This is a genomic window from Enterococcus malodoratus ATCC 43197 (assembly GCF_000407185.1).
GTDB classification, from domain to species: domain Bacteria; phylum Bacillota; class Bacilli; order Lactobacillales; family Enterococcaceae; genus Enterococcus_A; species Enterococcus_A malodoratus.
Window position 1 is genome coordinate 166,593 of sequence record NZ_KE136484.1, and the last position, 26,811, is coordinate 193,403.

At 39.8% G+C, this 26,811-nt stretch carries 27 protein-coding genes; 19 read left to right on the top strand and 8 right to left on the bottom strand.

Annotated elements, in window-relative coordinates; translation table 11 throughout:
• The first annotated feature begins 92 nt into the window (after nt 1-92).
• From I585_RS21590 to I585_RS21610, 5 genes are all read left to right on the top strand, one after another.
• Nucleotides 93-608 carry a hypothetical protein gene (locus I585_RS21590; RefSeq protein ID WP_010741237.1) on the top strand — a complete coding sequence of 172 codons (516 nt, stop codon included), beginning with the start codon at nt 93-95 and terminating at the stop codon, nt 606-608.
• A gap of 48 nt (nt 609-656) precedes the next feature.
• Nucleotides 657-1,274, top strand: coding sequence for a hypothetical protein (locus I585_RS21595; RefSeq protein WP_010741236.1), 618 nt, complete (start codon nt 657-659; stop codon nt 1,272-1,274).
• Nucleotides 1,275-1,284: 10 nt separating this feature from the next.
• Nucleotides 1,285-1,632, top strand: coding sequence for a hypothetical protein (locus I585_RS21600; RefSeq protein ID WP_010741235.1), 348 nt, complete (start codon nt 1,285-1,287; stop codon nt 1,630-1,632).
• A complete protein-coding gene (locus I585_RS21605; RefSeq protein WP_010741234.1) occupies nt 1,629-5,579 on the top strand; it encodes an early set domain-containing protein in 3,951 nt (1,316 codons plus the stop codon). Before I585_RS21600 ends, I585_RS21605 begins: the two co-directional genes overlap by 4 nt.
• Before the next feature lie 391 nt (nt 5,580-5,970).
• Nucleotides 5,971-6,831, top strand: a complete 861-nt coding sequence (locus I585_RS21610; protein WP_010741233.1) for a VOC family protein — start codon at nt 5,971-5,973, stop codon at nt 6,829-6,831.
• 52 nt (nt 6,832-6,883) lie between these two features.
• Here I585_RS21610 and I585_RS21615 read toward each other — a convergent pair whose 3' ends face one another.
• The 6 genes from I585_RS21615 to coaA form a co-directional block, all read right to left on the bottom strand.
• A complete protein-coding gene (locus tag I585_RS21615) occupies nt 6,884-7,375 on the bottom strand; it encodes an AraC family transcriptional regulator (RefSeq protein WP_010741232.1) in 492 nt (163 codons plus the stop codon).
• A 35-nt stretch (nt 7,376-7,410) separates the two neighbouring features.
• Nucleotides 7,411-7,797 carry a helix-turn-helix domain-containing protein gene (locus I585_RS21620; protein ID WP_010741231.1) on the bottom strand — a complete coding sequence of 129 codons (387 nt, stop codon included), beginning with the start codon at nt 7,795-7,797 and terminating at the stop codon, nt 7,411-7,413.
• Nucleotides 7,798-8,055: 258 nt separating this feature from the next.
• On the bottom strand, nt 8,056-8,964 hold the full coding sequence (locus tag I585_RS21625) for a hypothetical protein (RefSeq protein ID WP_010741230.1): 909 nt from the start codon (nt 8,962-8,964) through the stop codon (nt 8,056-8,058).
• 217 nt (nt 8,965-9,181) lie between these two features.
• Nucleotides 9,182-11,089, bottom strand: coding sequence for a threonine--tRNA ligase (thrS, locus tag I585_RS21630; protein ID WP_010741229.1), 1,908 nt, complete (start codon nt 11,087-11,089; stop codon nt 9,182-9,184).
• Nucleotides 11,090-11,718: 629 nt separating this feature from the next.
• Nucleotides 11,719-13,287 carry a glutamine-hydrolyzing GMP synthase gene (guaA, locus tag I585_RS21635; RefSeq protein WP_010741228.1) on the bottom strand — a complete coding sequence of 523 codons (1,569 nt, stop codon included), beginning with the start codon at nt 13,285-13,287 and terminating at the stop codon, nt 11,719-11,721.
• 55 nt (nt 13,288-13,342) lie between these two features.
• Nucleotides 13,343-14,266 (bottom strand): type I pantothenate kinase, encoded by a 924-nt coding sequence (gene coaA, locus I585_RS21640; protein WP_010741227.1) that lies wholly within the window; start codon nt 14,264-14,266, stop codon nt 13,343-13,345.
• Between the two features lie 352 nt (nt 14,267-14,618).
• Between coaA and I585_RS21645 the strand changes: the two genes are divergently transcribed.
• The 13 genes from I585_RS21645 to I585_RS21700 all read left to right on the top strand — a co-directional run bounded on the left by I585_RS21645 (nt 14,619) and on the right by I585_RS21700 (nt 24,207).
• The gene (locus tag I585_RS21645; protein WP_010741226.1) at nt 14,619-15,197 is read left to right on the top strand and encodes a GrpB family protein; all 579 of its coding nucleotides are present in this window, start codon (nt 14,619-14,621) and stop codon (nt 15,195-15,197) included.
• Nucleotides 15,198-15,254: 57 nt separating this feature from the next.
• On the top strand, nt 15,255-15,836 hold the full coding sequence (locus tag I585_RS21650) for an SGNH/GDSL hydrolase family protein (protein WP_010741225.1): 582 nt from the start codon (nt 15,255-15,257) through the stop codon (nt 15,834-15,836).
• A gap of 4 nt (nt 15,837-15,840) precedes the next feature.
• Nucleotides 15,841-16,440 carry a class I SAM-dependent methyltransferase gene (locus I585_RS21655; protein WP_010741224.1) on the top strand — a complete coding sequence of 200 codons (600 nt, stop codon included), beginning with the start codon at nt 15,841-15,843 and terminating at the stop codon, nt 16,438-16,440.
• A gap of 207 nt (nt 16,441-16,647) precedes the next feature.
• A complete protein-coding gene (locus I585_RS21660) occupies nt 16,648-17,595 on the top strand; it encodes a sugar-binding transcriptional regulator (RefSeq protein WP_010741223.1) in 948 nt (315 codons plus the stop codon).
• 45 nt (nt 17,596-17,640) lie between these two features.
• Nucleotides 17,641-18,507, top strand: a complete 867-nt coding sequence (locus I585_RS21665; protein WP_010741222.1) for a helix-turn-helix transcriptional regulator — start codon at nt 17,641-17,643, stop codon at nt 18,505-18,507.
• A gap of 57 nt (nt 18,508-18,564) precedes the next feature.
• Nucleotides 18,565-18,687 (top strand): hypothetical protein, encoded by a 123-nt coding sequence (locus I585_RS23920; RefSeq protein WP_010741221.1) that lies wholly within the window; start codon nt 18,565-18,567, stop codon nt 18,685-18,687.
• Nucleotides 18,688-18,735: 48 nt separating this feature from the next.
• Complete coding sequence (locus I585_RS23790; protein WP_010741220.1) at nt 18,736-19,038, top strand: GyrI-like domain-containing protein; 303 nt, start codon at nt 18,736-18,738, stop codon at nt 19,036-19,038.
• Between the two features lie 314 nt (nt 19,039-19,352).
• On the top strand, nt 19,353-20,153 hold the full coding sequence (locus tag I585_RS21675) for an SDR family oxidoreductase (protein ID WP_034709688.1): 801 nt from the start codon (nt 19,353-19,355) through the stop codon (nt 20,151-20,153).
• Nucleotides 20,154-20,188: 35 nt separating this feature from the next.
• The gene (locus I585_RS21680; RefSeq protein WP_010741218.1) at nt 20,189-20,602 is read left to right on the top strand and encodes a PTS sugar transporter subunit IIA; all 414 of its coding nucleotides are present in this window, start codon (nt 20,189-20,191) and stop codon (nt 20,600-20,602) included.
• Between the two features lies 1 nt (nt 20,603).
• Nucleotides 20,604-21,092, top strand: a complete 489-nt coding sequence (locus I585_RS21685) for a PTS sugar transporter subunit IIB (protein WP_010741217.1) — start codon at nt 20,604-20,606, stop codon at nt 21,090-21,092.
• 168 nt (nt 21,093-21,260) lie between these two features.
• On the top strand, nt 21,261-22,073 hold the full coding sequence (locus I585_RS21690; protein WP_010741216.1) for a PTS mannose/fructose/sorbose transporter subunit IIC: 813 nt from the start codon (nt 21,261-21,263) through the stop codon (nt 22,071-22,073).
• Nucleotides 22,074-22,086: 13 nt separating this feature from the next.
• Entirely contained in the window at nt 22,087-22,950 is an 864-nt protein-coding gene (locus I585_RS21695; RefSeq protein ID WP_010741215.1) for a PTS system mannose/fructose/sorbose family transporter subunit IID, read from the top strand.
• 30 nt (nt 22,951-22,980) lie between these two features.
• A complete protein-coding gene (locus I585_RS21700; RefSeq protein WP_010741214.1) occupies nt 22,981-24,207 on the top strand; it encodes a zinc-binding dehydrogenase in 1,227 nt (408 codons plus the stop codon).
• Nucleotides 24,208-24,341: 134 nt separating this feature from the next.
• On the opposite strand, the gene I585_RS21705 is transcribed toward I585_RS21700, so the two are convergent.
• Together I585_RS21705 and I585_RS21710 are read right to left on the bottom strand one after the other, a co-directional pair.
• Complete coding sequence (locus I585_RS21705) at nt 24,342-25,109, bottom strand: alpha/beta hydrolase (RefSeq protein WP_010741213.1); 768 nt, start codon at nt 25,107-25,109, stop codon at nt 24,342-24,344.
• Nucleotides 25,110-25,137: 28 nt separating this feature from the next.
• Entirely contained in the window at nt 25,138-25,509 is a 372-nt protein-coding gene (locus I585_RS21710) for a hypothetical protein (RefSeq protein WP_010741212.1), read from the bottom strand.
• Between the two features lie 149 nt (nt 25,510-25,658).
• On the opposite strand from I585_RS21710, the gene I585_RS21715 reads away from it, so the two are divergent.
• A complete protein-coding gene (locus I585_RS21715; protein WP_010741211.1) occupies nt 25,659-26,675 on the top strand; it encodes a LacI family DNA-binding transcriptional regulator in 1,017 nt (338 codons plus the stop codon).
• Nucleotides 26,676-26,811 lie beyond the last annotated feature (136 nt).

Sequence of the window (26,811 nt, forward strand, 5' to 3'; positions counted from 1 at the left end):
TAAAGGTGAAAAATGAAAAATTGAGTATTCCTAAAATTGATTTTGATGATAAAAGCACATGAACGATTATCCAAAGGAGGAGAAGAAAGTTAATGGAAAACGGATCTATTAGAGAGCAGAAGAGTAGAAAAAAAATCATACTATTTCTCATTCTGATTTTGCTCGTAGTAGTAGGATTCCTTCTATATAAAAACATGTATAGAAGTCCGAGTGCGATGGTATCTACAGATGTACCAAGTGGAGAATTTGCAAAAAAACTATCAAGCAGTGAATTAGAAAAGTATCTTCAAGACAAGGCTGACAAGAACTATATGCGAATTCAAATGAATCCTACGATGATTTTGGATACTAAAGGTGACTTGTCTTTAAAGATTGTAAACTCGCCTAAAAATATGTATTCAGTGAGAGTCATTACTTCTATTGAAGGTGTCGACGGTAAGATATATGATTCAGGAATTATTCAACCTGGAGAATATGTAGAACAAGGAAGATTAAGTAAAAAAGTTGATAAAGGAATTAATAAAACTATAAGTAAGGTTATGTATTACAACGACAAACAAGCCTTAATTGGTCAAAGTAATGTAAAGGGACAACTATCCGTTTCTTAATAAGTGATAGTGCCGATAGATATTCATTTAAAAATTGGAGGAAGAAAAATGAAAATTACGAAAATTTCTGGATTTGTAGCATATGCTGCGTTAGGTTTATCACTGGTGTCATTAAGTGGAATAGATGCCTATGCTTGGACTGGCGGGGCAGAAGACCCCAATACTGTGTACGATCAGGTGACTGAAACTGAAGAAGCGACTGTTTCGGCAAATGGTGAATTTAAACAATTTGATCCTACAGATCCGGAAGGTCCAGATCCAGAAGAGCCAACGGATTGGATTGATGTTATGGTTCCAACGTCAACCGATTTTGCTCAGACAGATGCTACTCCTAATGGTATTGTTGCGCCACTTTATAAAGTTACGAATAATTCCGCAAAAGGAGTAAAAATTTCGGTAAAAGATTTTCAAGATACTAACACAGCAGAGTCTGCTAAAGTCCCAGAATTAGGATTAAAAATTGAGAATAAAGCGGCAGGTATTTCAATTCCAGTTGTTGAGCAAGGAAAACCGATAGCTGCTGTGACTGAATTGGCAACAATAACTAAAAAAGGTGATGCAATGACCTTTACTTATTCTGGAAATGTGGGAGCTGGGTTTCAGTTTTCAGATGTAGCCGTAAAACCTATTTACAGCTTAGTTTTGCAATTAGAAACAATCAACTAGAGTGATTTGTATGAAAAAATATGGGCTTTTACTTCTGCTTCTTCTATTAGCAGGTGGTCCTTTATCACCTGTAATCGGCTTTGCCGAAATGGAAGAAGCAGTTATACCAACTGAAGGTCATTTTGTTAAAGAATTAGAAGAAAAGGAGATAAATGATTCTGCTATATCGGCTCATAAAGCGGTAGATAAGGAAAAGACGGACAGGATCAAATTACCTAAATTAAACGATAAAAACTATCTTGAAATATCTTTCTTAGGATTGCTCTCTTTATTGTTTTTTTGTCTGCTTGTTATGGGGAAAGGCCATGTTTCATCGAAGAAAACTGAAAGTCGAAAGTTAGAGAGGTGTAAGAAGTGAAAAATAGTTTTCGAATTTTTCTGATTTTTGCACTAATAGTTCAATCAATGAATTTTTCTCCGATTATTTTTGCTGAAAGTACTATGGATTCCGTACAAGGTGATGTAGAAATGGCTAGTACAGAATCTAGTGTGGCAAACTCAATAGTGGAATCTGAACCAGAGGAAGAAAAATTATTGGATGCGGTCCCTGAAGAAGAGCCGGAAACAGAAATTATCGAGAGACAGGATACTCTTGATAGAGCGGAAGAGTATGCCTTACCACTACTAGTCGCTCCAAAAGAAGCTTCTTTTTTATTGGGTACAAACATAGATGAAATTAATCTAAAAGATTTTATTAAAGCGGTTCGATACGATGATCAAGTATTAACTGAAGATAAATATGAAGTAGAGCTGTTAAACTCTATTCAGACATCAAGTGTAGTTACCCATACTGCCAAACTTCGTGTCTATTTAATAGCAGACCCAACAATTGATGCGATTACTTATGCAAATGTAAAAATAAAATGGGGCGATACAATAGCAATGGGCGGAGTGGAGACTTATGTTAATCGAACTACAGCGGCCTTTTCGGTACATCCGGGGATTTCAAAGTTTATCACTGCTGCAAGAGGAAATAGGTATGAACAAAATCAAATTAATAAGAAATTTGCAGGAGAAAAATATTATAGTTTTGATTGGTTTGACCTTAGCTCAACAAACGCCCTTCATTTAAAATCTTCTCTAAATGGTGACCAGCACATGGAAGCAAATGGAGATGAAATTGATGATGAGGCTCTGAAGAAGTGGACGACGCAGCCTGTAAATAATGGGGACATTGTTCGTGCGTGGATAGCGGAAAAGAAACTATATTTACTCGGAAATGGTCAGGAGCAGTTAACGAAAGACGACACAGCTGACAATTATTATGAAATCACGGATCAAGGATTTAAACAATTGAATATTAATCAACTGATACCTGTTAAACAACGCATTGATTACGGACTCAGTACAGCCGAGTTAGATAAAAATGTGTCTAAGTATTTAGATACAAGTGAGTATGGAAATATGGAGGTTAAGCGATTTATCAACTATCCAAATACTCATGTATCAGGTGATACCAGCGGGATTATCCAAGTTGAAGAAACTACAGAAAATGGAAAGAAAATAACTTATGATTATACCATTCCCTTTACGGTGATGGAGCCCTCTATCATTGCAAAGGGAAAAAATGGTACCACTCTTTTAGGGAGCATGATCGATCAACTAAATTGGACTGATTTTGTTCAAGACGTCCAATTAGGTGATGAAGCACTTACTCCAGATAAGTACACCGTTACTTCACAAAATCAAGTAAGTTTGGATACAGTTGGTAAAAAAACGGCAAATCTTCGTGTAGCATTAAAAAGCAATCCATCGAATTTTATTGATGTTGAATCTATTATCGAAGTAAAATGGGGAAGCACAATAGCAATGGGGGGAGTTGAGTTTTTCCCTGACCGCACAACAGCCGCTTTTACCTTACACCCAGGTTCATCCAAAGTAATAACAGCCTCGGGTGGAAATACTGATGAAAACAAGGTTATCCATAATCATTTTGGAAATGAAAAATATTATAGTTTTGACTGGTTCAATATGAAACGACTGGGCGAGATACACTTGAAGCCCACCAAAAATGGCGATCAGCATATTGAAGCAACTGGGGACGAGCTCATGCAAGACGCATTGAAAAGATGGACGACACAGCCTGTAAATAATGGGGACATTGTTCGTGCGTGGATAGCAGAAAGGAAACTATACTTTATAGGAAATGACCAGCAACAGTTAACGAAAGAAGACACTGCTGACAACTACTATGAAGTTACAGACCTAGGGTTTAAACAATTGAAAATCAATCGACTGATACCTGATAAACAAACCATTGTTTACGGACTCAGCCCAAGTGAGTTAGATAAAAATGTGTCTAAGTATTTAGATACAAGCGAGTATGAAAATCTAAAAGTTAAGAAATTTGTCAGACATCCAAATACCTCTGTAATCGGTGATACCAGTGGTGTCATTCAAGTCGAAGAAACAACTGAAAATGGAAAAAAATTGACTTATGATTATACAATTCCTTTTACAGTGGAGCATCCTATCATTGCAAAAGAAAAAAATGGTACAACTCTTTTAGGGAGCACAGTGGATCAACTAAATTTAACTGATTTTGTTCAAGACGTCCAATTAGGTGGTGGAGCACTTACTCCAGATAAATACATCGTTACTCTACAAAAACCAGTAGACTTAGATACAGTTGGTAAAAAAACGGCAAACCTTCGTGTAGCATTAAAAAGCAATCCATCGAATTATATCGATATTGAATCTATTATCGAAGTAAAATGGGGCAGCACAATAGCAATGGGAGGAATCGATTTTTTTTCTAACCGCACAACAGCCGCTTTTACCTTACACCCAGGTTCATCCAAAGTAATAACAGCCTCGGGTGGAAATACTGATGAAAACAAGGTTATCCATAATCATTTTGAAAATGAAAAATATTATAGTTTTGATTGGTTCGATATGAAGCGCACGAGCGAGTTACATTTGGAGCTAAATAAAAATGGGAACCAGCATATTGAAGCCACTGGAGATGAGTTCATGCAGGAAGCTTTAAAAAGGTGGACTAGACAGCCTGTAAATAATGGAGATATCGTTCATGCATGGACAGCAGAAAAAAAACAATACTATACTGAAAATGAGTCTCTAAAAAAAGTAGAAGCTGACAACTACTATGAAATTACCGATCAAGGATTCAAACTATTGAATTTTAATAAAATAGCTCTCAAGAAACACACGATTGATTATAAGACTAGCCTAAGTGAATTAGATAAAAATATCAGGAAGTACTTGGATACGGAGCAGTATGATAGTCTAGAGGTAAAAAAATTCATTGAATATCCCGATACGAGTAAACAAGGGGATGCGAAAGGGATCATTCAGGTAGAAGAGACGACTGACCACGGGAAAAAACTAACATATGATTATACAGTACATTTTCTGGTAGATTCACCGAAAGCTGCGACTGCTGATGCGGTGACACAGATTATTGATATGAATGGTTCTTTACCTGATGCGATGAAAGTATTGACGAATATTCAGTATGACGGAGATAAAAGTGAGCTAACAGCAAAATATAGTAAAAATCCAGATACCTCAGTAATGGGCCCCGCAACAGCTGTGGCAGAGTTAAGCACGCCAGAGGGCAAGAAAACAAGCATTACGATACCTGTGTTTATTAAGGATGAAAATACAGTGGTAAAAGATGATTACGCGATTCAAGCAGCCGGATTTACGATGTTTGTCGGTGAGATCAAAAAGGCGGAGTCATCTAGCACTCTAAATGAGATCATTATGGATAAAAGCCTTGCTAAAGCATGGAATATTCATACTGGCTCAGTGGAGACGAAAAATCTAAAAATATCGAAAAATGATATCCTAGCTAATCCTGGTACGTATAAAGTTGCATTCACAATTGGGAAGACGGTAAAGGAAATCGAGGTAAATGTTTTATTAGATAGTGAGCTAGTTGATATAACAGTTCCTACGCAGACAGAATTTATCGGACTTGATGTAGATAAAGGAAAGGTAAAATCGCCCAAGTATAAGATTACCAATAATTCTTCTGTTGAACTTGGAGTTGCGATAAAAGAAATTAAGGTGCGCTCGAATTCCTCACAAATGAAGTTGTTGAAGGAACCTGATCCTGATCCAATAGAGAAGGAGAATTCCGCGAAGCTGGCATTAAGTCATTCAAAAGAATCTAAAGACATAACGTTGGATATGATAGACTCAGCGCCCAATAAAACTGTTTTTTCGCTACCTCCTTCAGAGCAGGGAACATTTGATATAGCTGGAAAATATTTTGGAGATTTTTCTACTTCGAAACAATTGAAATTTGATTTTGTTTATTCTTTCGATATATTGTTTTAACGATAAAGAGTGTTCATTTATGGAAAAAGTTTTGAAAGATATTTAGTCGAGTATGTGGTGTGAATTTTGCATCGCATGCTTTTTTTGGTTCAGCAGATCTCAAATAATAAAATTGTAAGGCAGGAGTTTCTATGTTCAAATATCTTTTTCTTAATATGTTGTATTCGGTCAGAAAAGTAAAAGAACTCTTTTTTAGATGTAGCTACTTTTTTTTTTCATCAGTATCGTAGGAACAAGAATAGAAGACGACCTTCTTTCTTGCGAGAAATAGGGCTGCTTCACTTTTTTGATTGAGACGATATCTAGTGAAAGATAAGCAGAGAATTTTACTTACAAATAGTAAGATGATATGGTGAGATTAATTAATCGAGATCATTCAGGAGGTTTTACCATGACAGTTATTATTCCCGCATTTCAATTAAATGCCGCCGCTCACATTGGACAGGTAGCTTTGAAAGTAGCGAATTTAGAAAAGATGACCAATTTTTATCAAGAAGTGATTGGTTTACAAGTTTTAGAGCAAGATGCAACCCAAAGTATTCTAGGAGTTGGGGATACGGTATTATTGGAATTGAATAAAGTGCAGAATCCTTTACCTATAACACCAAAAACAGGGTTGTTTCATGTGGCTTTTCTGTTGCCTAGTCGGAAAGATTTAGGGAATGCGTTGCTTCATTATTTACAGGTTGAAGCTCCCTTGATCGGTGCCAGTGATCACGGTTATAGCGAGGCGCTGTATTTAAATGATCCAGAAGGCAATGGCATCGAAGTGTACTATGATAAACCGCAAAGTGAGTGGGACATCCGTGCAGATGGTGAGATCGTTGGCGTGACCCTTGAGATGGACGCTGAAGCTGTGATTGCTGCTGGTGATGGCGTGTGGACTGGATTTCCGACGGGAACAACTGTCGGTCACGTCCACTTAAAAGTAGCCGATCTGATGCAAACAGAGAAATTTTTTACAGAAGTTTTAGGCCTGTCTTTGAAAAATAATTTTGGCGATCAAGCCAAATTTTTTGCCACTGGCGATTACCATCACCATATCGGGTCCAATGTCTGGTTAGGAAAAAATATTCCTGCGATGACAGAAAATGATTTGGGATTGGATTATTTCAGCTTCTCCGTGCCAAACCAAGCAGAGTTGGATCGTCTAGAAAAACATTGGGAAACACAGATAGATTACACCAAGGCCGAAGATGGCAGCTTGATAGTCGTTGATCCGAATGGGATTATGATGAAGTTTTTTAACTAATAACGAACCCCGCTAAGAATTTTCTTAGCGGGGTTTTTGATGAAAGAACCTTTCAGTTTATTGGAATATAAATATCGGTGAGGCTTTTGTCTTTGAAATTTTTCGGCGGCTCAGTAACAAATAATTCAAAAGGCACGGCATCGCGCGCTTTCTGCTCATCCTTAAAGAGCCATTCTTGATACATATACTGCCAAGCATCCCCGTACTCTTTCGCGGATAGTTCAAAGTGACCAACGCCAAATTTTCCTGAAATACTAGATAGGCAGATGTTGCCAGTTTCTTGTACAGGACAATCATTAGGAATCGTCATTGCGACACTGGTTCGCAAATTTTTATCATCCGTAATAAATGGATTGTCATCGTAAATGGTTAACACTTTGGTTTCATTTTCGACGATGAGATCATTCTTCGTCGCAAATTCAAACAGTTCGTTGAACAGCTTTCGACTCTGTTTCCTAAATGCTGCATAGCTTCCTCTAAAACGAATATAGATGATTCTCAAGTCTTCCAAATTTTCTGTTGTAATACTCTTAGGCTCAATCATTGTTACGTCCTCCGTCTTCTTTAAGAATGACTCTATTATTCCATGTCCCTGTTAAAGTTTCTTGTCATTTCTTGCTGTTTCCGATACTTTGAAGGACTAAGACCAAAGTGCTTTCTAAACGCGCGACTAAAAGAACTCGCATCAGTATAGCCATAATTTAAAGCAATCTCGGTTAACGAAAGGGAAGACGTGACACATAAAAAGATGGCTGCACGTTCCAACTTAAATCTTGTCACAAATTCCTTCAACGTTTCTGAGGAATATGTTTTAAAGATCCGGTGAAAATGAAACTCTGAAAAGTGAGCATTTTTAGCTAAGTCACTTAACGATATCGGCTCAGAAAGATGCTGCTCGATGTAGTCCTCGGTTTTGTTGATTAAACGCTGATAGCTTTGTTTAGATGACTCTTTTGCGGTACCCAAAAAAGCACACCTCCTGTAGATTTCTCTTGGTTCTATCATAGAGCGCGGAAAGTTGTCTATAATCATATTTTCGTATTCTAGCCAATTATTCAAGTCTAAAGTCTAAATTTTTAAGAATAATATCTTGTTGAAGGGGAGGTGAAAACTACAAAAAAAGAGCAGAACCGCTTTTATTTCAAAGTGTTCTGCTTTCTTTAGATTCTGCTTGTTTAAAAAGATTGAATAGTAATTAGTGACAAAAAATTTGTGCATCTTGTTTTAATTATTCATCACGGTAACTTCTGAGGTATCCATGAATTTGGAAGAAACCACTTTGTACGTAGCCGGGTAACCATTAGAAAGATCTTGTTCCTCCAGTTGTCCAGAACTATTTATGCGAAACATATCAATAGTGTCCACTTGTTGAGTGCTGTGGTTCACTCGAACGTAAGCATATCCGTCTTTATTTTCTATGGATAACTTGTAAGGAAATGATGATCTCCCCATACTGAATTGCTTGTCTAAAACGGCCCCAACCCATTCTTTTAATTGCTGTGAAGTGAGATTCTTAGTATCAACATTTGTATCAGAATTGTTTTCAGATGAACTATTTCCATATAGGTCTTTTTCAGGACCGAAAGACCAAGTAATGCTATGTCCATTAGAATCTGTGGTCCAAGAATCGAATGAAATAATTCCATTATTTATGGAATAGGGGATATTTCGATGTTCAATAATTAACATATTATTGGTTAGAGTGTACGGCGCATCATAGTCCGGCCTATAAGTGCCAGCTAGTTCAACACGTACAGTAGAATCGTTGGTAAAGTTAAATCCAGCCATACCATCATGCATTAAATTTTGTGGTGCTTTGCTTTCTTCCATTGCTTGGTTAGCATCTATACCATCATATAAAGAGGGTACCATGGTAAATCTGTTTCCTACTAGCTGTTTTCGTGCCGTACTTATAGTATTTGATTCATCGCCAGACACATCATTTTTCTGCTTTTTACTAATTGTACTGTCGTCTGTGGAACTATTAACAGTACTAGATGTACTACTGGATTTCTTTTCAATACTAATAGTCTGTTTTGTAGATTTTACTGTTGTATCGGTATCTGATTTTTGACAAGCACCTAGCAAAAGAATACTTGCAACTAGGCTTCCAACAAAAAGTCCCTTTTTCATTTTATCTCCTTATTATTAACACAATAAAAAACGTTGTTTATTTAATATCTTGATTATATACCACCATTGTTTGATTGTGAAACGGGTAGTTATGTGTATGAGGTAAGAAGTTTAGTGTGAAGATCGAGTTTAGATAACTAAAAAATCTGCCAAGAGTTTTCCTGGCAGATTCTTCAGTCGAATTGGAATATATTATCCATTATATTGTTGCTAGACTCTAAAAATTATGCACCTTTTCAGCTATCTGTTTGCCAACTAGGTCGAAGAAGGCATCTTTGCTCATTTTTTGGATTTGTTGTGAACCGCGTTTTCTAACAGAGAACTCGTTTCCATCCATCTCATGGTCACCTATGACTAAGATATATGGAGCTTTTCTTAGTTCGGCTTCACGGATTTTTTTGCCTAATTTTTCATTACGGACATCCTTTGATACTCGAATTCCTTTTTCTTGAAATTCATGATAAAGCGAATCGACATAATCTCCGTGCTTCTCTGCGACGGATAATAATTCTACTTGTTTTGGTGCTAACCAAACAGGAAACGCTCCGGCATAATGTTCAATTAAGATACCAAAGAAACGATCTAAAGAACCGAATACCGCACGGTGAATCATAACTGGACGTTGTTTTTCATTGTTTTGATCAATAAAACTTAGGTCGAATTTTTCTGGCATTTGGAAATCCAATTGAACAGTTGCGCATTGATGGCTGCGATTTAACGCGTCCTTGATATGGATATCGATTTTAGGACCATAGAAAGCACCGTCGCCTTCATTAATCGCGTATTTATAGCCCAAGCTGTCTAAGACTTCTTTCAATGAATCTTCCGCTTTATCCCACATTGCGATCTCTCCCATGAAATCATCGGGACGAGTAGACAATTCAACCGAATATTCAAATCCAAAGACCTTATAAACTTCATCGATTATTTTTAATGCCAATGAAATTTCGGATTTAATTTGATCGGGACTAACGAAGATATGCGCATCATCTTGGCAGAATGTACGAACTCGAAGCAAACCATTTAACGCACCGCTGAATTCATGGCGATGAACTTGACCAAATTCTGCCATTCGAATCGGTAAATCACGATATGAACGCACCGCATCTTTATAAATCATGCAGTGACCAGGGCAGTTCATTGGCTTCAACGCGTAATCTTGATCATCCACTTTCGTAAAGTACATATTGTCCTTATAATGATCCCAATGTCCGGAACGTCTCCATAAGCGTTCATTCATTATTAAAGGAGTTTTCACTTCGTCATAATCATATCTAGTTTGTAATTCACGCAAGAATTTTTCTAATTCGTTGCGAACAGTTTGTCCATTCGATAAATAGAAGGGCATCCCGGGAGCCTCTTCGGAAAACATGAACAGCTTCAATTCTTTTCCCAATTTTTGATGACTGCGTTTTTCGGATTCATCTAAGAAATGCAGATATTCAGCTAAATCTTCCTTAGAAGAAAATACTGCACCATTCACTCGCTGCAACATCTCGTTGTCTGAATTTCCTTGCCAATAAGCGCCGGAAACTTTTAACAGTTTGAAGTCCTTTATGTGATGTACATCTAGTGCAAATGGTTCTTTTGAAAAAGTGAACACGTCTCCCAGTTGGTAAATAGATACTTGATCGTCTGCTGGTAGAGCATTCAAGAGTTCTACTTGTAAGTCGTTGTCTGCAAAAATCTCCTTAGCTTCACGAACAATCACTTCCTGTTTTTTGATCAGTCCGCTGTTTTTTTGAATTTTCTTCATGCCTTGCTCGATCTCTTTAAATTCTAAAATACTCAGTGATTGATCTAGACGCATATCGACAAAAAAGCCATTTTCATCGAGCTGTATTTCAGAAATGGACACTTTTTTATAACGTTCTTTGATCGCCTGACTGAAAACCAAACCGATACTCCTGCGTATTGCTGCTAGACCTTCTTGGCTATCTTTTCCATAGAACGCAACGTGACTGGGTTTATCAATTTGAGAAAGCAAGTCTGACAAAGTACCGTCAATACTTCCAATGACTGCATCAGCATCTATTTCTTTTGCTACTTCATACAATGTAGTTCCTGCCACCACCATTTTTTTGCTTCCATTTGGAAATACGATTTCAACTTCATTGTTTGACATACTTGTTCAACTCCATTCTCTTTTTTAGTTAAAAAAATATATAAAAAAACACGCCCCCTAAAAAGGGACGTGTTTAGTTAACGTGTTACCACCCATGTTCCCAAGAAACACATCTAGCTTACGTATTTTCTTGGCTCATTGCGATATTATAACGTATATCGTGCGATCAGTTTTTTGCTGATTTCTCAAAGGTAGTAATTCCAAAAAATCTCACTAGAAGCTCGCAGCCAAGGCTTCACTCTCTGAAAGTTGATACTAATGGAATCATGTCCTTATCTTTGCTTTTTGTTGTTCGATTGATTGTTGCTAGATTACTCCCCTAAAAATGAAAAGTCAAGCAAATACTAAATTATTATTTCAGAAAAATTTCACAGAAACCTTACAAGCTTTTTAAAAAATGTGAAATACAGTATATCACGTTGCGTTAAAAGAAAATTGACTTGTAGCAGTCTGAGAGTTAATTCTGTTTCCAATTAAGAAGGGGCTATCATAAATTTTTAGCTTTTCCGAATAGAAAAAACACCACTAAAATAAACAAATGAACCCCACAAAAAAAATCTTGGTGGGGTTCATTGCATTTAAGTGTTTATCGCAACAAAATATGTCTACACTCAATTTGATTTTTTAATCTATTCCCACTCAACGGTTGCTGGTGGCTTAGACGTAATATCGTACACGATCCGGTTAACATGAGCGACTTCATTTACGATACGGACTGAGATTTTTTGCAAGACATCCCAAGGGATACGAGCAAAGTCTGCGGTCATACCATCGATTGAAGTGACTGCGCGGATACCGACTGTGTAGTCGTAAGTACGGCCATCTCCCATAACACCGACTGAACGGATGCCTGGTAAGACAGTGAAGTATTGCCAGATATCGCGGTCAAGACCGGCGTTGGCGATTTCTTCACGTAAGATCGCATCTGATTCGCGAACGATCTCAAGTTTTTCTTCAGTGATTTCACCAAGGACGCGGATACCTAAACCTGGTCCTGGGAATGGTTGGCGCCAAACGATTGAGTCAGGCATGCCAAGCTGAGTTCCTAATTCGCGGACTTCATCTTTGAATAGAGTATTTAACGGTTCGATCAATTCGAACTGCATATCTTCTGGTAATCCACCAACATTATGGTGTGATTTGATTGTTTGAGCTGTTTCAGTTCCAGATTCGATCACATCAGTATAAAGCGTTCCTTGAGCTAAGAAAGAAATACCTTCTTTACCAGCAAGTTTAGTTGCTTCGTCGTCGAATAGGTAAACGAATTCGTTTCCGATGATTTTACGTTTTTGTTCTGGATCAGAAACGCCGGCTAATTTATCTAAGAAACGGTCTTTAGCATCGACTCTGATAATGTTCAAGCCGAATTTTCCGCCTAGAGCGTCCATCACTTGTTCGCCTTCGTTTTTACGTAAAAGACCGTGGTCTACGAAGATCGAAGTTAATTGATCGCCGATCGCTTTTTGTAAAAGTACGCCAACAACACTTGAGTCCACGCCGCCTGATAGGCCTAGTAAAACTTTTTTGTCGCCGACTTGTTCACGGATTTTTGCGACTTGCATATCGATAAAGTTATCCATGCTCCAGTCGCCTTTGCATTGACATACATCTAGGGCAAAGTGACGTAATAGTTCATTGCCGTATTCTGAGTTGCGCACTTCTGCGTGGAATTGGATTCCGTAGAAGTTGCGGTTAGTGTCTTGGATCGCTGCGATCGGGCAGTCTTTGCTGGTGCCGACTCTTTCGAAGCCGTCAGGAACTTGTGTGACCAAGTCGCCGTGACTCATCCAAACCGTTTGTTCTTTTGGCGTACCTGCGAATAGAACAGCATCGTCAGAAAGAACTTCTAAGGTTGCTTGACCGTATTCACGGTTTGTCGCTGGTTCAACTTTTCCGCCTAAGTTATATGTGATCAGCTGCATGCCGTAACAGATACCTAAGACTGGAATACCTAATTCAAAGATTTTAGGATCGATGGAGAAGGCTCCTTCGTCATAAACACTGTTTGGGCCACCTGATAGGATGATCCCTTTTGGATTCATGGCTTTGACTTCTTCAGCAGTGATGCGGTGGCTCATAAGTTCTGAGAAAACACCGAATTCACGGATACGACGAGTGATTAATTGGTTATACTGACTACCATAATCAAGTACAATGATTTTTTCTACGTTGGTCATTTCGGTAGAAACGTTTGTCACAATTATTACCCCTTTTCAAGTTTTATTATAAAAGAAAGCAAGCTTTCTTTATAAGCTAGTATTTACGCAAATAGATTTCATCAATGATATGATGTTTTGCCTTGTGCAAGATAATATCAGCTCGGCCTCTCGTTGGCAAGATATACTCTTCCAAATTCTTCAAGTTGACATTTTTCCAGACATCTTCTGCCATAGACAGCGCCTTTGTGCGGTCGCCGACAGCATAGTCATAATAGTAGTTATCCGGATCTTTAAAGGCAGTATCCAATAGGGATTCAAACCGTTCCAAATACCATCTTTCGACGAGCTTTGGATCAGCGTCCACAAAAATCGACAGGTCAAAGAAGTCGCTGACGTAGATTTGCTGATTGGCTGGCAGCTGCAACGTATTGATTCCTTCCACGATCAAGATATCCGGAGAATCGATCAGTTCGTATTCGCCATCCACGATATCATAGACATCATGCGAATATTTTGGAATCGGAATATTTTCTTTGCCGGATTTCACTTCATTCAAGACATCGATCAAGTGCTCCATGTCATAGCTTTCAGGAAATCCTTTGCGGTCCATGATTCCGCGTTCTTCTAAAACAGCATTTGGATACAAGAAACCATCAGTAGTGATCAATTGGACAGTTTGGTGTTTAAATAAGCGGTCCAATAAGGTTTGCAATAAACGAGCGGTGGTACTTTTTCCGACAGCCACACTTCCGGCGATCCCGATAATAAACGGCGGCATCTTTACATAGCGATGCAGAAACAACCCTTTGCTCAAAGTTAGCGATTCAAAATCCTTCATATAAAGATGGATCAGGTGACATAAAGGTACATAAACATCGGCCACATCTTTCATCGAGATTTGGTCATTCAAACTTTTGATATTATCAAGCTCTGCTTGCGTCAACGGTGTGTTTCCCGGTGTGTAGAAATCTTGCCACTGGTCACGGGCAATCCGAAAATAGTTCCCTCTTTCGTTCATGATAACCTCCTTATTCAACTTAAGTAGTCATTTTTCATGCCATATGGTCTTCCTCTAGGCTTAAAATAATCTGCGCAAAGAAGAGCGGACAGCCTTTGATAACTGCGCTTATTCTACCATAAAAAACAGACTAGAAAGTGCTTCCTTCCCAAGAAATCCGAATAATTTCCTGACAAAAAACGTTATCTATCATTTTAGCCGAAAAAAACCTAAAAAAGCTATCGTAATGGTAGGAGTTTCATTGTTTTTTTAGTTGCGGACAAGAAAACTAGCGAGAAGTTAAGAAAACGCGAGAAGACTGACGAAAAAGTGTATGATAAAAGAAAGTTTATTGATGAAAGCAGGTGCTAAAATGAAAAAACTAAAAGAGATGAGTTTGGAAGAGTTATGGCAGTTATTTCCAATCATTTTGAAGGAGCACAGCCCCGTTTATGTTGAATGGTATGAAGAGGAAAAACATAATTTAGAAGAGCTGTTTTCTGAGTTTGAGATTTTAGTTATCAGCCATATCGGCAGCACGTCGGTAGAAGGACTGATTGCTAAACCAATCGTGGACATCTTGCTGGAATTTCCTGCTGGTTATGAACATGATCGGGTTTCGGTAATGCTGCAGCAAGCGGGCTGGACTTTAATGATCAAGGATGATGTAAAACAAACGATGGATTTGAATAAGGGCTATTTGCCTACTGGATTTGCTAAAAAAGTGTATCATCTGCACGTAAGGCCGTTGGGGGACTGGGATGAACTCTACTTTAGAGACTATTTGCGAAAATATCCAGAAGTCGCGCGGGAATACGAGACTCTGAAACTGTCTCTAAAAGAAAAATATGAACACGACCGAGATGCCTATACAAATGCAAAAACAGAATTTGTTCAGAGGTACAGTCAAAAAGCCCGAGCCGAATTTGGCACACGCTATTTGACTGAATAAATCGGACATTTCGTGCTATGATAGAGGGGAACTTTGCATGAGGAGGCAGCGATAACTATGAAAAAAATCGTTTTGTTTGGCGACAGCTTGCTGGCTGGTGTCATGAATGGTGAGACTAGTGATATTTTAGATAAACATATCATCAATGAATTGACCGGAATGGATTTTCCCGGTTATGGACTAGTGAAGTTAGGAAAACGCGGCGAATCTTCTTCCGAGGGATTGGCTCGAATCGATGATGCAGTGGAAGCAGAAGGCGATTTTGTGGTAATTTCTTTTGGAACCAATGATTCATTGAAACAGAAAAATACGCTTGAAGATTTTGGCGAGAATATCAGAGAAATCATCGAGTCCTTTGACGCGTCAAAAGTGATCCTGCTGACGACAGGCTATATCAATACAGAAATTATACCGAGCGGCGACAACGAGCGGCAACAGCTTTATGCTGAAAAAGCGAAACAGATCGCGGACGAAGTTGGGGTCAATGTGATCGATCTTTACCATCACATGACGGTCTATCCAAAACCAAATGAGTTCGTGCAAAAGGCCGATGGCATCCATCCTTCAGAGGAGGGGTACCATTTCTTAGGGGCTTTGATCGCACGGGACATCAAAGAAAAATTATTAGCAGAAGGGTAAGTTTATGGCAAATCATTATTATTCGGAAAATCCTGAGACGGCTCACGATCTTCATCAGTGGTCGTTTGAATTGGCAGGGAAAAATTTTCAATTCGTAACAGATAGCGGAGTCTTTTCTCGCGGCACAGTCGATTACGGCTCGCGTGTATTGATCGAGCATTTTGAAGCAGAAGACTTACCAGACGGAACCTTGTTAGATGTCGGTTGTGGCTATGGTCCGATTGGCTTGGCTTTGGCCCATCAAACGCAGCGTTCAGTAGAAATGATCGATGTGAATAATCGTGCGGTAGAATTGGCGCAGGAAAATGCCAAACGCAACGGCATCGAAGCGGATATCCATCAATCGAATATTTACGAAACTTTGCATCAAGAGACATATGCGGCGATCATCAGTAATCCGCCGATTCGTGCGGGGAAAAAAGTCGTGCATCAAATCTTGATCGAGGCGGAACCTCTATTGAAAGTCGGCGGTTCTTTGACTATCGTGATCCAAAAGAAACAAGGCGCTCCCAGCGCGAAAAGCCGGATGGAAGAAGTCTTCGGCAACGCTGAGATCGTGGCGAAGGACAAAGGCTACTACATTATCCGCAGTATTAAAGAATAAGAGATTTATCCCAAGAGTATCCTGTTGGAACTTTTGGGATTTTTTTATAAGCGAAAAGGCTTGCAAGCGGAGTCAAAGAAACGCTATAATCACATTGACTCACAATTTTCACAAATGTGATATAGCTATGTTGAACGCGACGAACATCCGACTTATTTTTTCTCGTGGAAAAGATAAGCACATCAGCAGAAATAAGGGGACAAACCTATGCAAAAAGAAGAAGATAAATTATTGGTTCGAATTGCCGAGATGTATTATCAAGAAGATAAAAATCAAAGTCAGATCTCAAAAGAATTAAATATCCATCGCAGCACGATCAGCCGGCTCTTGAAGCGTTCGCGGAACGAAGGAATCGTCAATATTTCGATCAATTATGATAAGGCGGGAACCTACAGCATTGAAAAAGAGCTGCAGGAGAAATTTGATTTAGAAAAAGCGATCATTGTTCAAGCCGGAACGGATTTGAGCCGTACACAAAAGGATAAATTATTGGCTCAAGGAGTCGGTGAATACCTTACGGAAATCATCAAGGATGACATGATTTTTGGTTTCTCATGGGGGGAAACGATGTCCGCGATTCCAGAAGGTCTGGCCCAGTATGACGTGGACAATATTTTATGCGTACCGATGATCGGCGGGCCTTCTGGTCGGTTGATCAGTGATTATCATGTAAACACGATTACCTATGAAGCATCGAAGAAATTGAATGGCCGAGCGTTGCTGATTGATTCGCCTGCCTTTCCTGAAACAGTGGCGTTGAAGAAAGCCCTGATGGAAAATGAGTTCAATCAAGAATTGATCGATTATTGGCGTAAAATCGATATCGCTGTCTTAGGGATCGGCTCTCCCAATTTGAAGGCAAGCGAGAGCTGGAAACAGTTCTATGGCGAAGATGTTTTGGCTTATTTAGAAGGGAAAAAAGTAGTGGGGGACGTGGTGTCGCGCTTTTACAATATTGCTGGCGAACACATCGACAATACCCTGGATGATCGTTTGATCGGGATCGATATCGCTGATTTGAAACGGACACCTTACCGAATCGGTGTAGCGGAAGCCGTCGATAAAGCGGACGCGATCGCTAGTGCGTTGAAAGGCCGTTACATCAATGTGCTGGTCACAACAGAAGAAACTGCTCAAGAAGTGTTGAAAAGATAGGCTCGTCCTATCTTTTTTTATCCGTTCATTGTAGAAGGAGGAGCTATGCAAGTTATTCGTTTGCTTCAAACGATTTTGATTCTATTAAGCCGCAAGCAAGTGACCGCTAAAGAATTGGCTGAACGGTTTCACGTTTCTGTTCGCACAATCTATCGAGATGTGGATGTATTGAGTTTGGCGGGGATTCCTGTTTACGCGAATAAGGGGCGAAACGGCGGAATCTTTTTGGATGAAACCTATCACGTTAGTAATGCCTTGATTGAAAAAGAGGAGCAGGATGATCTATTTTTAGCGCTGCATTTATTGCAGTCCGTCGGCTTGGCCGACACAGAGGACTTATTGAAAAAGATGGGGACGGTTTATGATTGGAGCGAATGGTTAGAGGTCGATCTAAGTCAAACGGAGATTGCCAGCCAGACCTTCGATCAGATCAAAGACGCGTTATTCAATCATCGTGAGATTACATGCGTTTACCATACGGAATATGGTCAGACACGCCTTTTGTCATTGGCCCCCAAACGCATATTGTACAAGTATCAGACCTGGTATTTATTAGCTTGGGAACCGACAAAAGAGTCGTGGTCGCTGCTTCCAATCAAACAAATCAGAGATGTTCTTTTAAAGAAATCAATCGACTACCCATTACCGGAAGAAGTGTTAACGTTCCCTCAACTAACCGTCCAATTACGTTTCAGCAAAAGAATCGCCTATAAAAAATATGCGGAGTTTGCGGATTTCGATTGGAAAGACAATGCGGATAATAGTTTTGATGCGTCATTAACCTTCGCGGAATTTGATGATTTGTATCGCTTTTTATTGCCTTTGGGAAAAAATGTTGAAATCTTAGGGCCTAGCTGGATTCGGGAAAAAGTATTGAATTATGTGTCAGCTTTTTACGAAAATCATTTTTAATATGACATGTTCTGGCACCTTGATTCGTTAGAATAAAGAAAAGAGGAGGAGATACGCATGCAATTTGAACAAATCGTGAAACCTGATCAATGGATTCTTTCCCAAAGTTTTACTGTCAAAGTAGAGGAGATCCCACAAGTGATTGGACCAACCTTTATGAAACTAGGAGGATTTATTTAGGCACAAAATATCAATATTTTAAGTACCCCATTTGTATCCTTTAAAAACATGGATGAAAATGGCGGACTCGATGAACAAGCGATTCAAATGGAGGTTGGCTTCCCAGTCGCGGAAGAAGTGAAGAATGCTGCGGAAGTAGATAGCGACTGCTATTTTCTACCTTCTTACAGAGCATTATCTAACCTGTATGTCGGCAAGTACGATGATATGACGGAGCCGTATTTTGCGATGATGGAAGAGATCAGAAAAATCGGTGGGAAGTTCAGCGGAATCTCTTATGAGTATTATTTGAGCGATGAAGAAATTCCAGAAGAACAGCAAGAAACAATTATGGAGTTAGTCTACGAATAAACTGAAATAGCGTGAGCAGGACAAGTTGAAAAGCTTGTCCTTTTTTGCGTGTCGACAAAATTAAAGGGAATGAAATCTAATTGGATCGGCCTGCAAGCTGATCTTAATTAGGAGCCAGCTCATTATTTACTTGAGTAATTCTTGTAACAAAAACGGGGGCATTCAATTTTGTTGCGTCCGTCAATTTTATGCACTTTTGTGATTTTGTTTTAAAAAAGTTGAAAAAAATTATTGACAACGTTTTCTTGCGCAGTTAATATAAAGGTGCAACAAATGTTAAGAGGAAATCACAAATGTTAAAAGGAGCGTTTGCAATGGATTGGTTAGATGTAGAAGGGAAAACGGTCATTGTTACAGGAGGCTCATCAGGAATTGGAGCAGCTATTGTCAAAGAATTATGCGATTTGGGAATCAATGTTGTGAATGCAGATTTGAGAGCCGGATCATTTACTCACGAAAATTTGTTCTTCAGTCAAACAGATGTTACTTCTCCCGAATCAGTTGAACAAACGGTAGAAACAGCCGTTACGAAATTTCAAACGATTGATGCCGTGGTCAATAACGCGGGGATCAATATACCAGCTTTACTCGTTGATGAAGAAATGACAGAAGAAGGCAAGTTCCAAATCAACGAACACATTTTTAATAAAATGATCGCGATCAATCAAAAAGGTGTCTATCTGATGGGACAAGCGGTCGGTCGTGTGATGGTCAAACAGGGATACGGCGTCATCATCAATATGTCATCGGAATGCGGTTTGGAAGGTTCTGAAGGTCAGAGTGTTTATGCGGCAACCAAAGCCGCGGTCAATAGTTTTACCCGTTCGTGGGCCAAAGAATTAGGGAAAAAAGGGGTTCGCGTAGTAGGAATCGCGCCCGGCATCATGGAAGAAACGGGTTTACGCACGATCGAATATGAAACAGCACTCGCTTATACACGGGGGATCTCTGTTGAACAATTACGTGCTGGCTACAGCAATACGAAAACTATTCCTTTAGGACGTGACGGTAAATTAAGGGAAGTCGCTGATCTTGTTGCTTATTTTGTTTCTGGCCGTTCGAGTTATGTGGATGGCGTCACCGTCAATGTGGCAGGTGGTAAAACCCGAGGGTAGGATATCCGTTTATTAATAAGAACTAGGAGGTTTTTATGAACAAAGTAATTTTAGTGGCTCATGGCAAGTTGGCCCATGAGATGAAGAATTCAGCTGAGATGATTTTTGGCGCGCTGCCAGATTTTGAATCCGTCGAATTTTTGAAGGAGGAAGGCTTGGACACGATCCAAGAAAAAATCACGGCGGCAATGGATGACGATACGACATCCTATCTTGTATTGACCGATTTGTTTTGCGGCACCCCATACAATGCTAGTTGTGCGGTCGCTATGAAAAATCCCGAACGCGAGATCGAGGTCGTGTCGGGAATGTCGCTGCCGATCGTCTTAGAGGTAGCGAGTATGTTAGGAAGTGGTCTGCAAGATATTGTGAATCATGCAACAAGTATTCCATGCGATACAGTGAAAGCGTTTAAACAGCAAGTGATTGAAGAAGAGGAGGATTTTTAAGATGCAAATCAAATTAGCACGAGTGGATGATCGATTGATTCACGGACAAGTAGCGACGGTTTGGGCGAAGGAAGCTGGCGCGAAACGAATCATTGTCGTCAGCAAAGAAGTCGCGAATGATGACATTCGAAAAACATTAGTAAAACAAGCTGCACCTCCAGGAATCAAAGTGAATATCGTCGACCCAGAAAAAGCGGTGAAGGTCTATAACAATCCGAAATATGCGGACGAAACGGTCTTCTACCTATTCACCAACCCAATGGAAGTTTTGGAATTAGTACAATTAAACGTACCGATCAAATCCATCAATATTGGTGGGATGCAATTCAAAACTGGACGAACACAAATTACGAAAGCCGTCTCAGTCGATCAAACAGAAGCCGAAGCTTTTCGCAACTTAGAATCTGCAGGAGTGGAATTGGACTTGCGAGTCGTTGCAACCGATCCGAAAGGCAACTTTGAAGAAAAACTAAAAGAAGCAGGGTTTTAAATATTGGATGGCAGTTCCACTTTTTACAGTTGGATTATGTGAAAAAACACTACGACAAGATAAGTCATTAGAAAGTGTTAAAGAACATAGTGGAATGGTATACGGTTTGAAGATCGAACTCATTTAAAAAAAAATGATTACCTTAATATAAAATAGGAGGACACAAAAATGGAATTATCAGTTTTACAGATTGTACTTATTTTTCTTTTTTCATGTGTGTGCGGGATGGGCAGTGTGTTGGATGAATTTCAAACGCATCGACCGTTGATTGCGTGTACGATGGTCGGCTTGATTTTAGGAGACGTGCAGACGGGAATTATTTTAGGTGGAACTTTGGAGCTGATCGCATTGGGCTGGATGAATATCGGCGCGGCACAGTCGCCGGATTCGGCTTTGGCAAGTGTGATCTCAACGATTTTAGTGGTGGTTGGTCAACAGGATATTCAATCAGGTATCGCAATTGCTTTGCCCGTTGCAGCAGCTGGGCAAGTATTGACGGTTATTGCTCGAACGATCACGGTCGCGTTCCAACATGCGGCGGATCGTGAAGCGGAGAAAGCGAATTTCAATAAAATTATCCTCCTGCATTTTAGTGCTTTGTTTATTCAAGCATTACGTGTTGCGATTCCAGCAACAATCGTGGCCGCTTTCGTCAGTGCGGAGATGGTGACGAACATGTTGAACATGATCCCAGATGTGATTACTGGTGGTCTGGCGGTAGCTGGCGGATTCATCGTTGTGGTCGGATATGCGATGGTTTTGAATATGATGAGTGTTGCGTACTTGATGCCGTTCTTCTATCTGGGCTTCGTCATGGGCGGTTACTTAGATTTCAGTTTATTAGCTTTCGGGATCGTTGGTTTGATTACAGCATTGTTATACGTGCAGCTGAATCCGAATTTCAAGAAGAATGAAATCCAAAGCAATCATGTGGCGGCAGTTGTTGCCGGCGAATTAGCCGATGACGAATTAGAAGATTAGGAGGATAGCGTAAATGGAAAATACTTCAATAGTAGAAACTAAAAAAGATATCTATGCGCAATCGCAATTAACTAAAAAAGATTTGATGACGACATTTGTCTTTTCGAATTTTCAGCAGGCATCTTTCAACTTTGAACGAATTCATGCTTTGGCGTTTTGTGTGGATATGATCCCAACGATTCGCCGTGTTTATAAAACAAAAGAAGAGCAATCTGAAGCGTTGAAGCGTCACTTGACCTTTTTCAATACGACACCGGCAGTTTGTGGTCCGGTGATCGGTGTAACGATGGCGATGGAAGAAGCGCGGGCAAGCGGCGCGGATATCGATGATGGAACAATCAATAGTTTGAAGGTTGGATTGATGGGACCGTTGGCAGGTGTTGGGGATCCGTTAGTTTGGGGAACTTTACGACCGATCACTGCGGCCTTAGGAGCATCGTTGGCTTTATCTGGCAATGTGATGGGACCGATTTTGTTTTTCGTGGCCTTCAATGCGATTCGATTATCGATGAAATGGTTTGGTTTAACGTATGGGTTCAGCAAAGGGATGGATATCGTCAAAGATCTATCCGGCAATTTGTTGCAAAAATTGACCGAGGGCGCAACGATTTTAGGCTTGTTCATCATGGGTGTCTTAGTTACCAAATGGACGACTATCAACATTCCGCTGATTGTGTCAAAAACACCCGGCACAGACGGCAAAGATGTGATCACAACAGTCCAAAATGTTTTGGATGATTTAGTCCCAGGATTGCCAGCGTTAGGCTTGACCTTGTTGATGATGTATTTGTTGAAGAAAAAAGTCAGCCCAATCGTGTTGATCTTCGTATTGTTCGCAGTAGGGATCATCGGTTATTGGTTAGGAATTTTGGCTTAATAATAGAGTCATATTTTAGGAGGAGTAGTAGTGAAGACGAAAGCAGTGCGTTTATATGGTAAGAAAGATTTGCGCTTGGAGGAATTTGAATTACCTGAGATCAAAGAAAATGAAATTTTAGCATCCGTGATTACCGACAGTATTTGTATGTCGACTTGGAAACTAGCCAATCAAGGAGCGGACCACAAAAAAGCGCCAAACGATCTTGCGGAAAATCCCATCATCATCGGTCATGAGTTTTGTGGCGAGCTGTTAGAAGTGGGCGGAAAATGGGCGCACAAATATAAAAAGGGCGAGCGTTATGTCCTGCAGGCAAATCTGCAATTGCCGGATCGTCCGGATTGTCCAGGCTATTCCTATCCTTATACAGGCGGCGATGCGACTTACATCGTGATCTCGGAAGATGTCATGAATCAGGACTGTTTGATTCCTTATAAAGGCGAAACTTATTTTGAAGGTTCATTGATCGAACCATTGTCTTGTGTGATTGGTGCCTTTGAAGCAAATTATCATCTGAAAGATGGATCTTATGAACATAAAATGGGAATCAAAGCAGATGGAAATCTGTTAATTATGGGCGGTACTGGTCCGATGGGATTATTGGCGATCGATTATGCTTTGCACGGTCCGATCAAACCGAAGAAATTAGTAGTAACAGATCGTGATGCAGAAAAATTGGCTCGCGCAGAAAAACTGTATCCAAGCCAAAACGGGATCGAAGTTTCTTATGTAAATGTTGCGGATGTGAAAGATCAAGTTCGTTTGTTAAAAGAAACAGTCGACGGCGGGTTCGATGATATCTTCGTCATGATTCCTGTTGGTTCAGTGGTAAGTGATGCGGCAGCAATGTTGAATCCGGACGGGTGTCTGAATTTCTTCGCAGGTCCGCAAGACAAAGAGTTTTCGGCTAACGTAAACTTTTATGATGTCCATTACTCATTTACTCATTTTGTCGGAACATCCGGTGGGAATACTGAAGACATGCGAAAAGCAGTCAAACTAATCGAAGACAAACAAGTAAAAGTAGCGAATGTTGTTACTCACATACTAGGTTTAGATGCGGTAGGTGAAACAACGCTAAATCAACCAGCGATTGGCGGAGGGAAAAAATTAGTCTATACCCACAAGCAATCAGAATTGAAAAAATTATCGGAAATGGATGCACAATCTGAACTAGGGAAAATCTTAGCGGAAACGGATGGTATTTGGAGTCAAAAAGCTGAAAACTATGTCTTAAAATATTACCCAAATATTTAATATTATATTAAGTAAATGAAATTTCTGCTTTTCCGTCTTTTTTCAAATTTTTAATGTTCGTGTTTTAGCGTGGAAATGACCAGATTATTAAAAAGGATCACCGCAGAAAAGTATTCACTTTCTGCGGTGATCTTTTATAGATTATCCTTCAAAAATTGAACGGTTGCTTGATAAGCAATATCCGAATAGCCTTCTCCATGAACAGTACCAGTGATCAATTTGGTTTCACTAGGTACGCCTTTTTCGGCTAGAGCGGATTGTAATTTATAAACACCTGATAAAGGGACCAATTCATTTAGCGAGTTGGCGATGAAAAGCGGCCCGCTGTTATTTGAGACACGGGATAAAGGATCTGCCTGTTTCAAAAGTTCTGTGTCTTGATTTACATAGTTCAGGATAAACCATTTATAAAAGGCATCGTTACTGCCGTCCTGATCGATTTTCCCACTAGCTTGCTTATCAAAATCAGGTTTTTGGTTCATAGCAGGAACGACTTCTGGATGCTTCTGCACCCAATCGTAAAGATCGATGATACCCGACCAAGAAGCTGCTGGAATACCTTTTTGCAGAGCCAGTTCAATCGATAAATTTCCGCCGGCAGAAGAACCAAGAGCGGTGATCTTTCCGTTTACTGGATAGTCGCTTGCTGTCAGCCAATCATAAACCTTCAGTAAATCATCCATTGCAGCTGGAAAAATATGATCTGGAGCTAAGCGATAGTTAGGGACGACAACGAGAAAGCCATCCGCTGATAAACGTTCTGCTAAAGCTGTTTCTTTATTTTTATCGCCGCGGAACCAGCCGCCGCCATGGATCAGGATGATGGCCGCCTCGATTTTTTCTGGTTCATAAAGGTCTAATGCTAATTGATTCTTTTCATCATACACATAATCTTTGATCATGCTTTTTCGCTCCTCTTTCGAAAATCCTTTAAATCAATTCATTTTCTTTGGTAGATTTGGGCTGTTGCTTCATCAGCTCGTCTAAAACAGTTAATAGTGTCTGATGAGCTTCGTCGTAGCTGTCTAGTTGATCTCCGAATTGTTGATTGAATTCCTCTAATCCACCTTTTACGAAGGCGTATTCATATTGATAAACTGCATCATAAGCTTTCGTAAAACGTTGAAGCAGCTCCGTTTGAGAATCCAATTGCAAAGCCATTTGAATCACGCGGAAATCAGTGTAGGCTAATTCGAATTGAATCGCCCAGATACGTATAAATTCGTGTTGATTTTTGATATGCAAAAAGTGATGTTCGGTCGTCCATGTTAGATTTTTGATCGCTCCTAAAACGTCAAGCATTTTTCTCACCTGCCTTGTGGTTCGTATACTCATAATCTACGCTCTTTTTTATACAGAGCAAGCAAGAAGTCTTGCCTTTTGATGAAAAAGGCTTTCTTTCTAATTTTTCCTTTGCTACACTTAAAAAAAATGCAGAGAGAGGGTCCATGATGAAGATCACCATCAAAGAAATCGCTGAAATGGCAGGTGTTTCAGTAACGACTGTATCGCAGATTTTAAACAATAAGGGCAGTCGCTTCAGCGAACAGACACGTAAAAAGGTCTTAGCGATCGTTGAAGAATATCAGTATAAACCGGATTTTTTCGCGGCAAATTTGATCAATCGGCATTCGAAAACGATCGGGATGATCGTGCCGGATGTGACAGACTTTTTCTTCTCAAAAGTAATTGAAGGGGTAGAGAGTTATTTAAACCCATTGGGCTATATGATTATTTTGTGCAACTCACGTCATGATATCGAGCAAGAAAAACGTTATTTAAATGAATTGTCACACCGTTCAGTTGACGGAATCCTGTTAGCGACGCCGAACCATTTAGATGAAGAACACAAGCTGGGCAGCGAGTTCTACCGAAAACACCCGATCGTGTTGATTGACCGCGGCTTGAATGATCGTGACTGGGGACAACTGCTGGTTGAAGAATATGCAGGGGCACAAGAAGTTCTGCGGATGCTGGTAGATAAGGGGCATCGGCATATCGGCATGTTGAAAGAGAGTCAAGGCTATTACCAATTAACGGAACGGGTTAAAGCCTATCGGCAAGTCATTTTTGAATATCAATTGCCCTTTGAAGAAAGTTATATTTGTTCCGGTGACCTAACGATTGCCGGCGGCTACCACGCCGCGAAGGAAGTATTAAAGAATGAAAAAATTACCGCGATTTTCTGCGGGAACGATGAGATGGCCATTGGCTGCTATCAAGCAATCTATGAAGCCGGTTTAAAAATTCCTGAGGATATTTCGGTCGTCGGATTTGATGGGTTAGAGGTCAGTAAATACATGGTTCCGCCGTTGACGACAGTCTTTCAGCCAAGTACTGAAATTGGTTTTTCTGCTGCAAAATTCTTAGTGGATGCGATCAATTTCCCTTCTCAGCGAATTCCGAATAAAATCTTCCAAACTAAATTAATTATTCGTGAGAGTGTGAAAAAAACAGGTCAGGGTTGACAACGGGATAGCTTCCCGTTATAGTAACAATGGCAGCGCTAACAGAAAGCGCTTCTCCGATTAGTAAACTGTTTTACTAAAGTGGTTTACCTTTCGCATTTTTATTGTATAATATCTTTTGAAGCTTGGAGGAAAA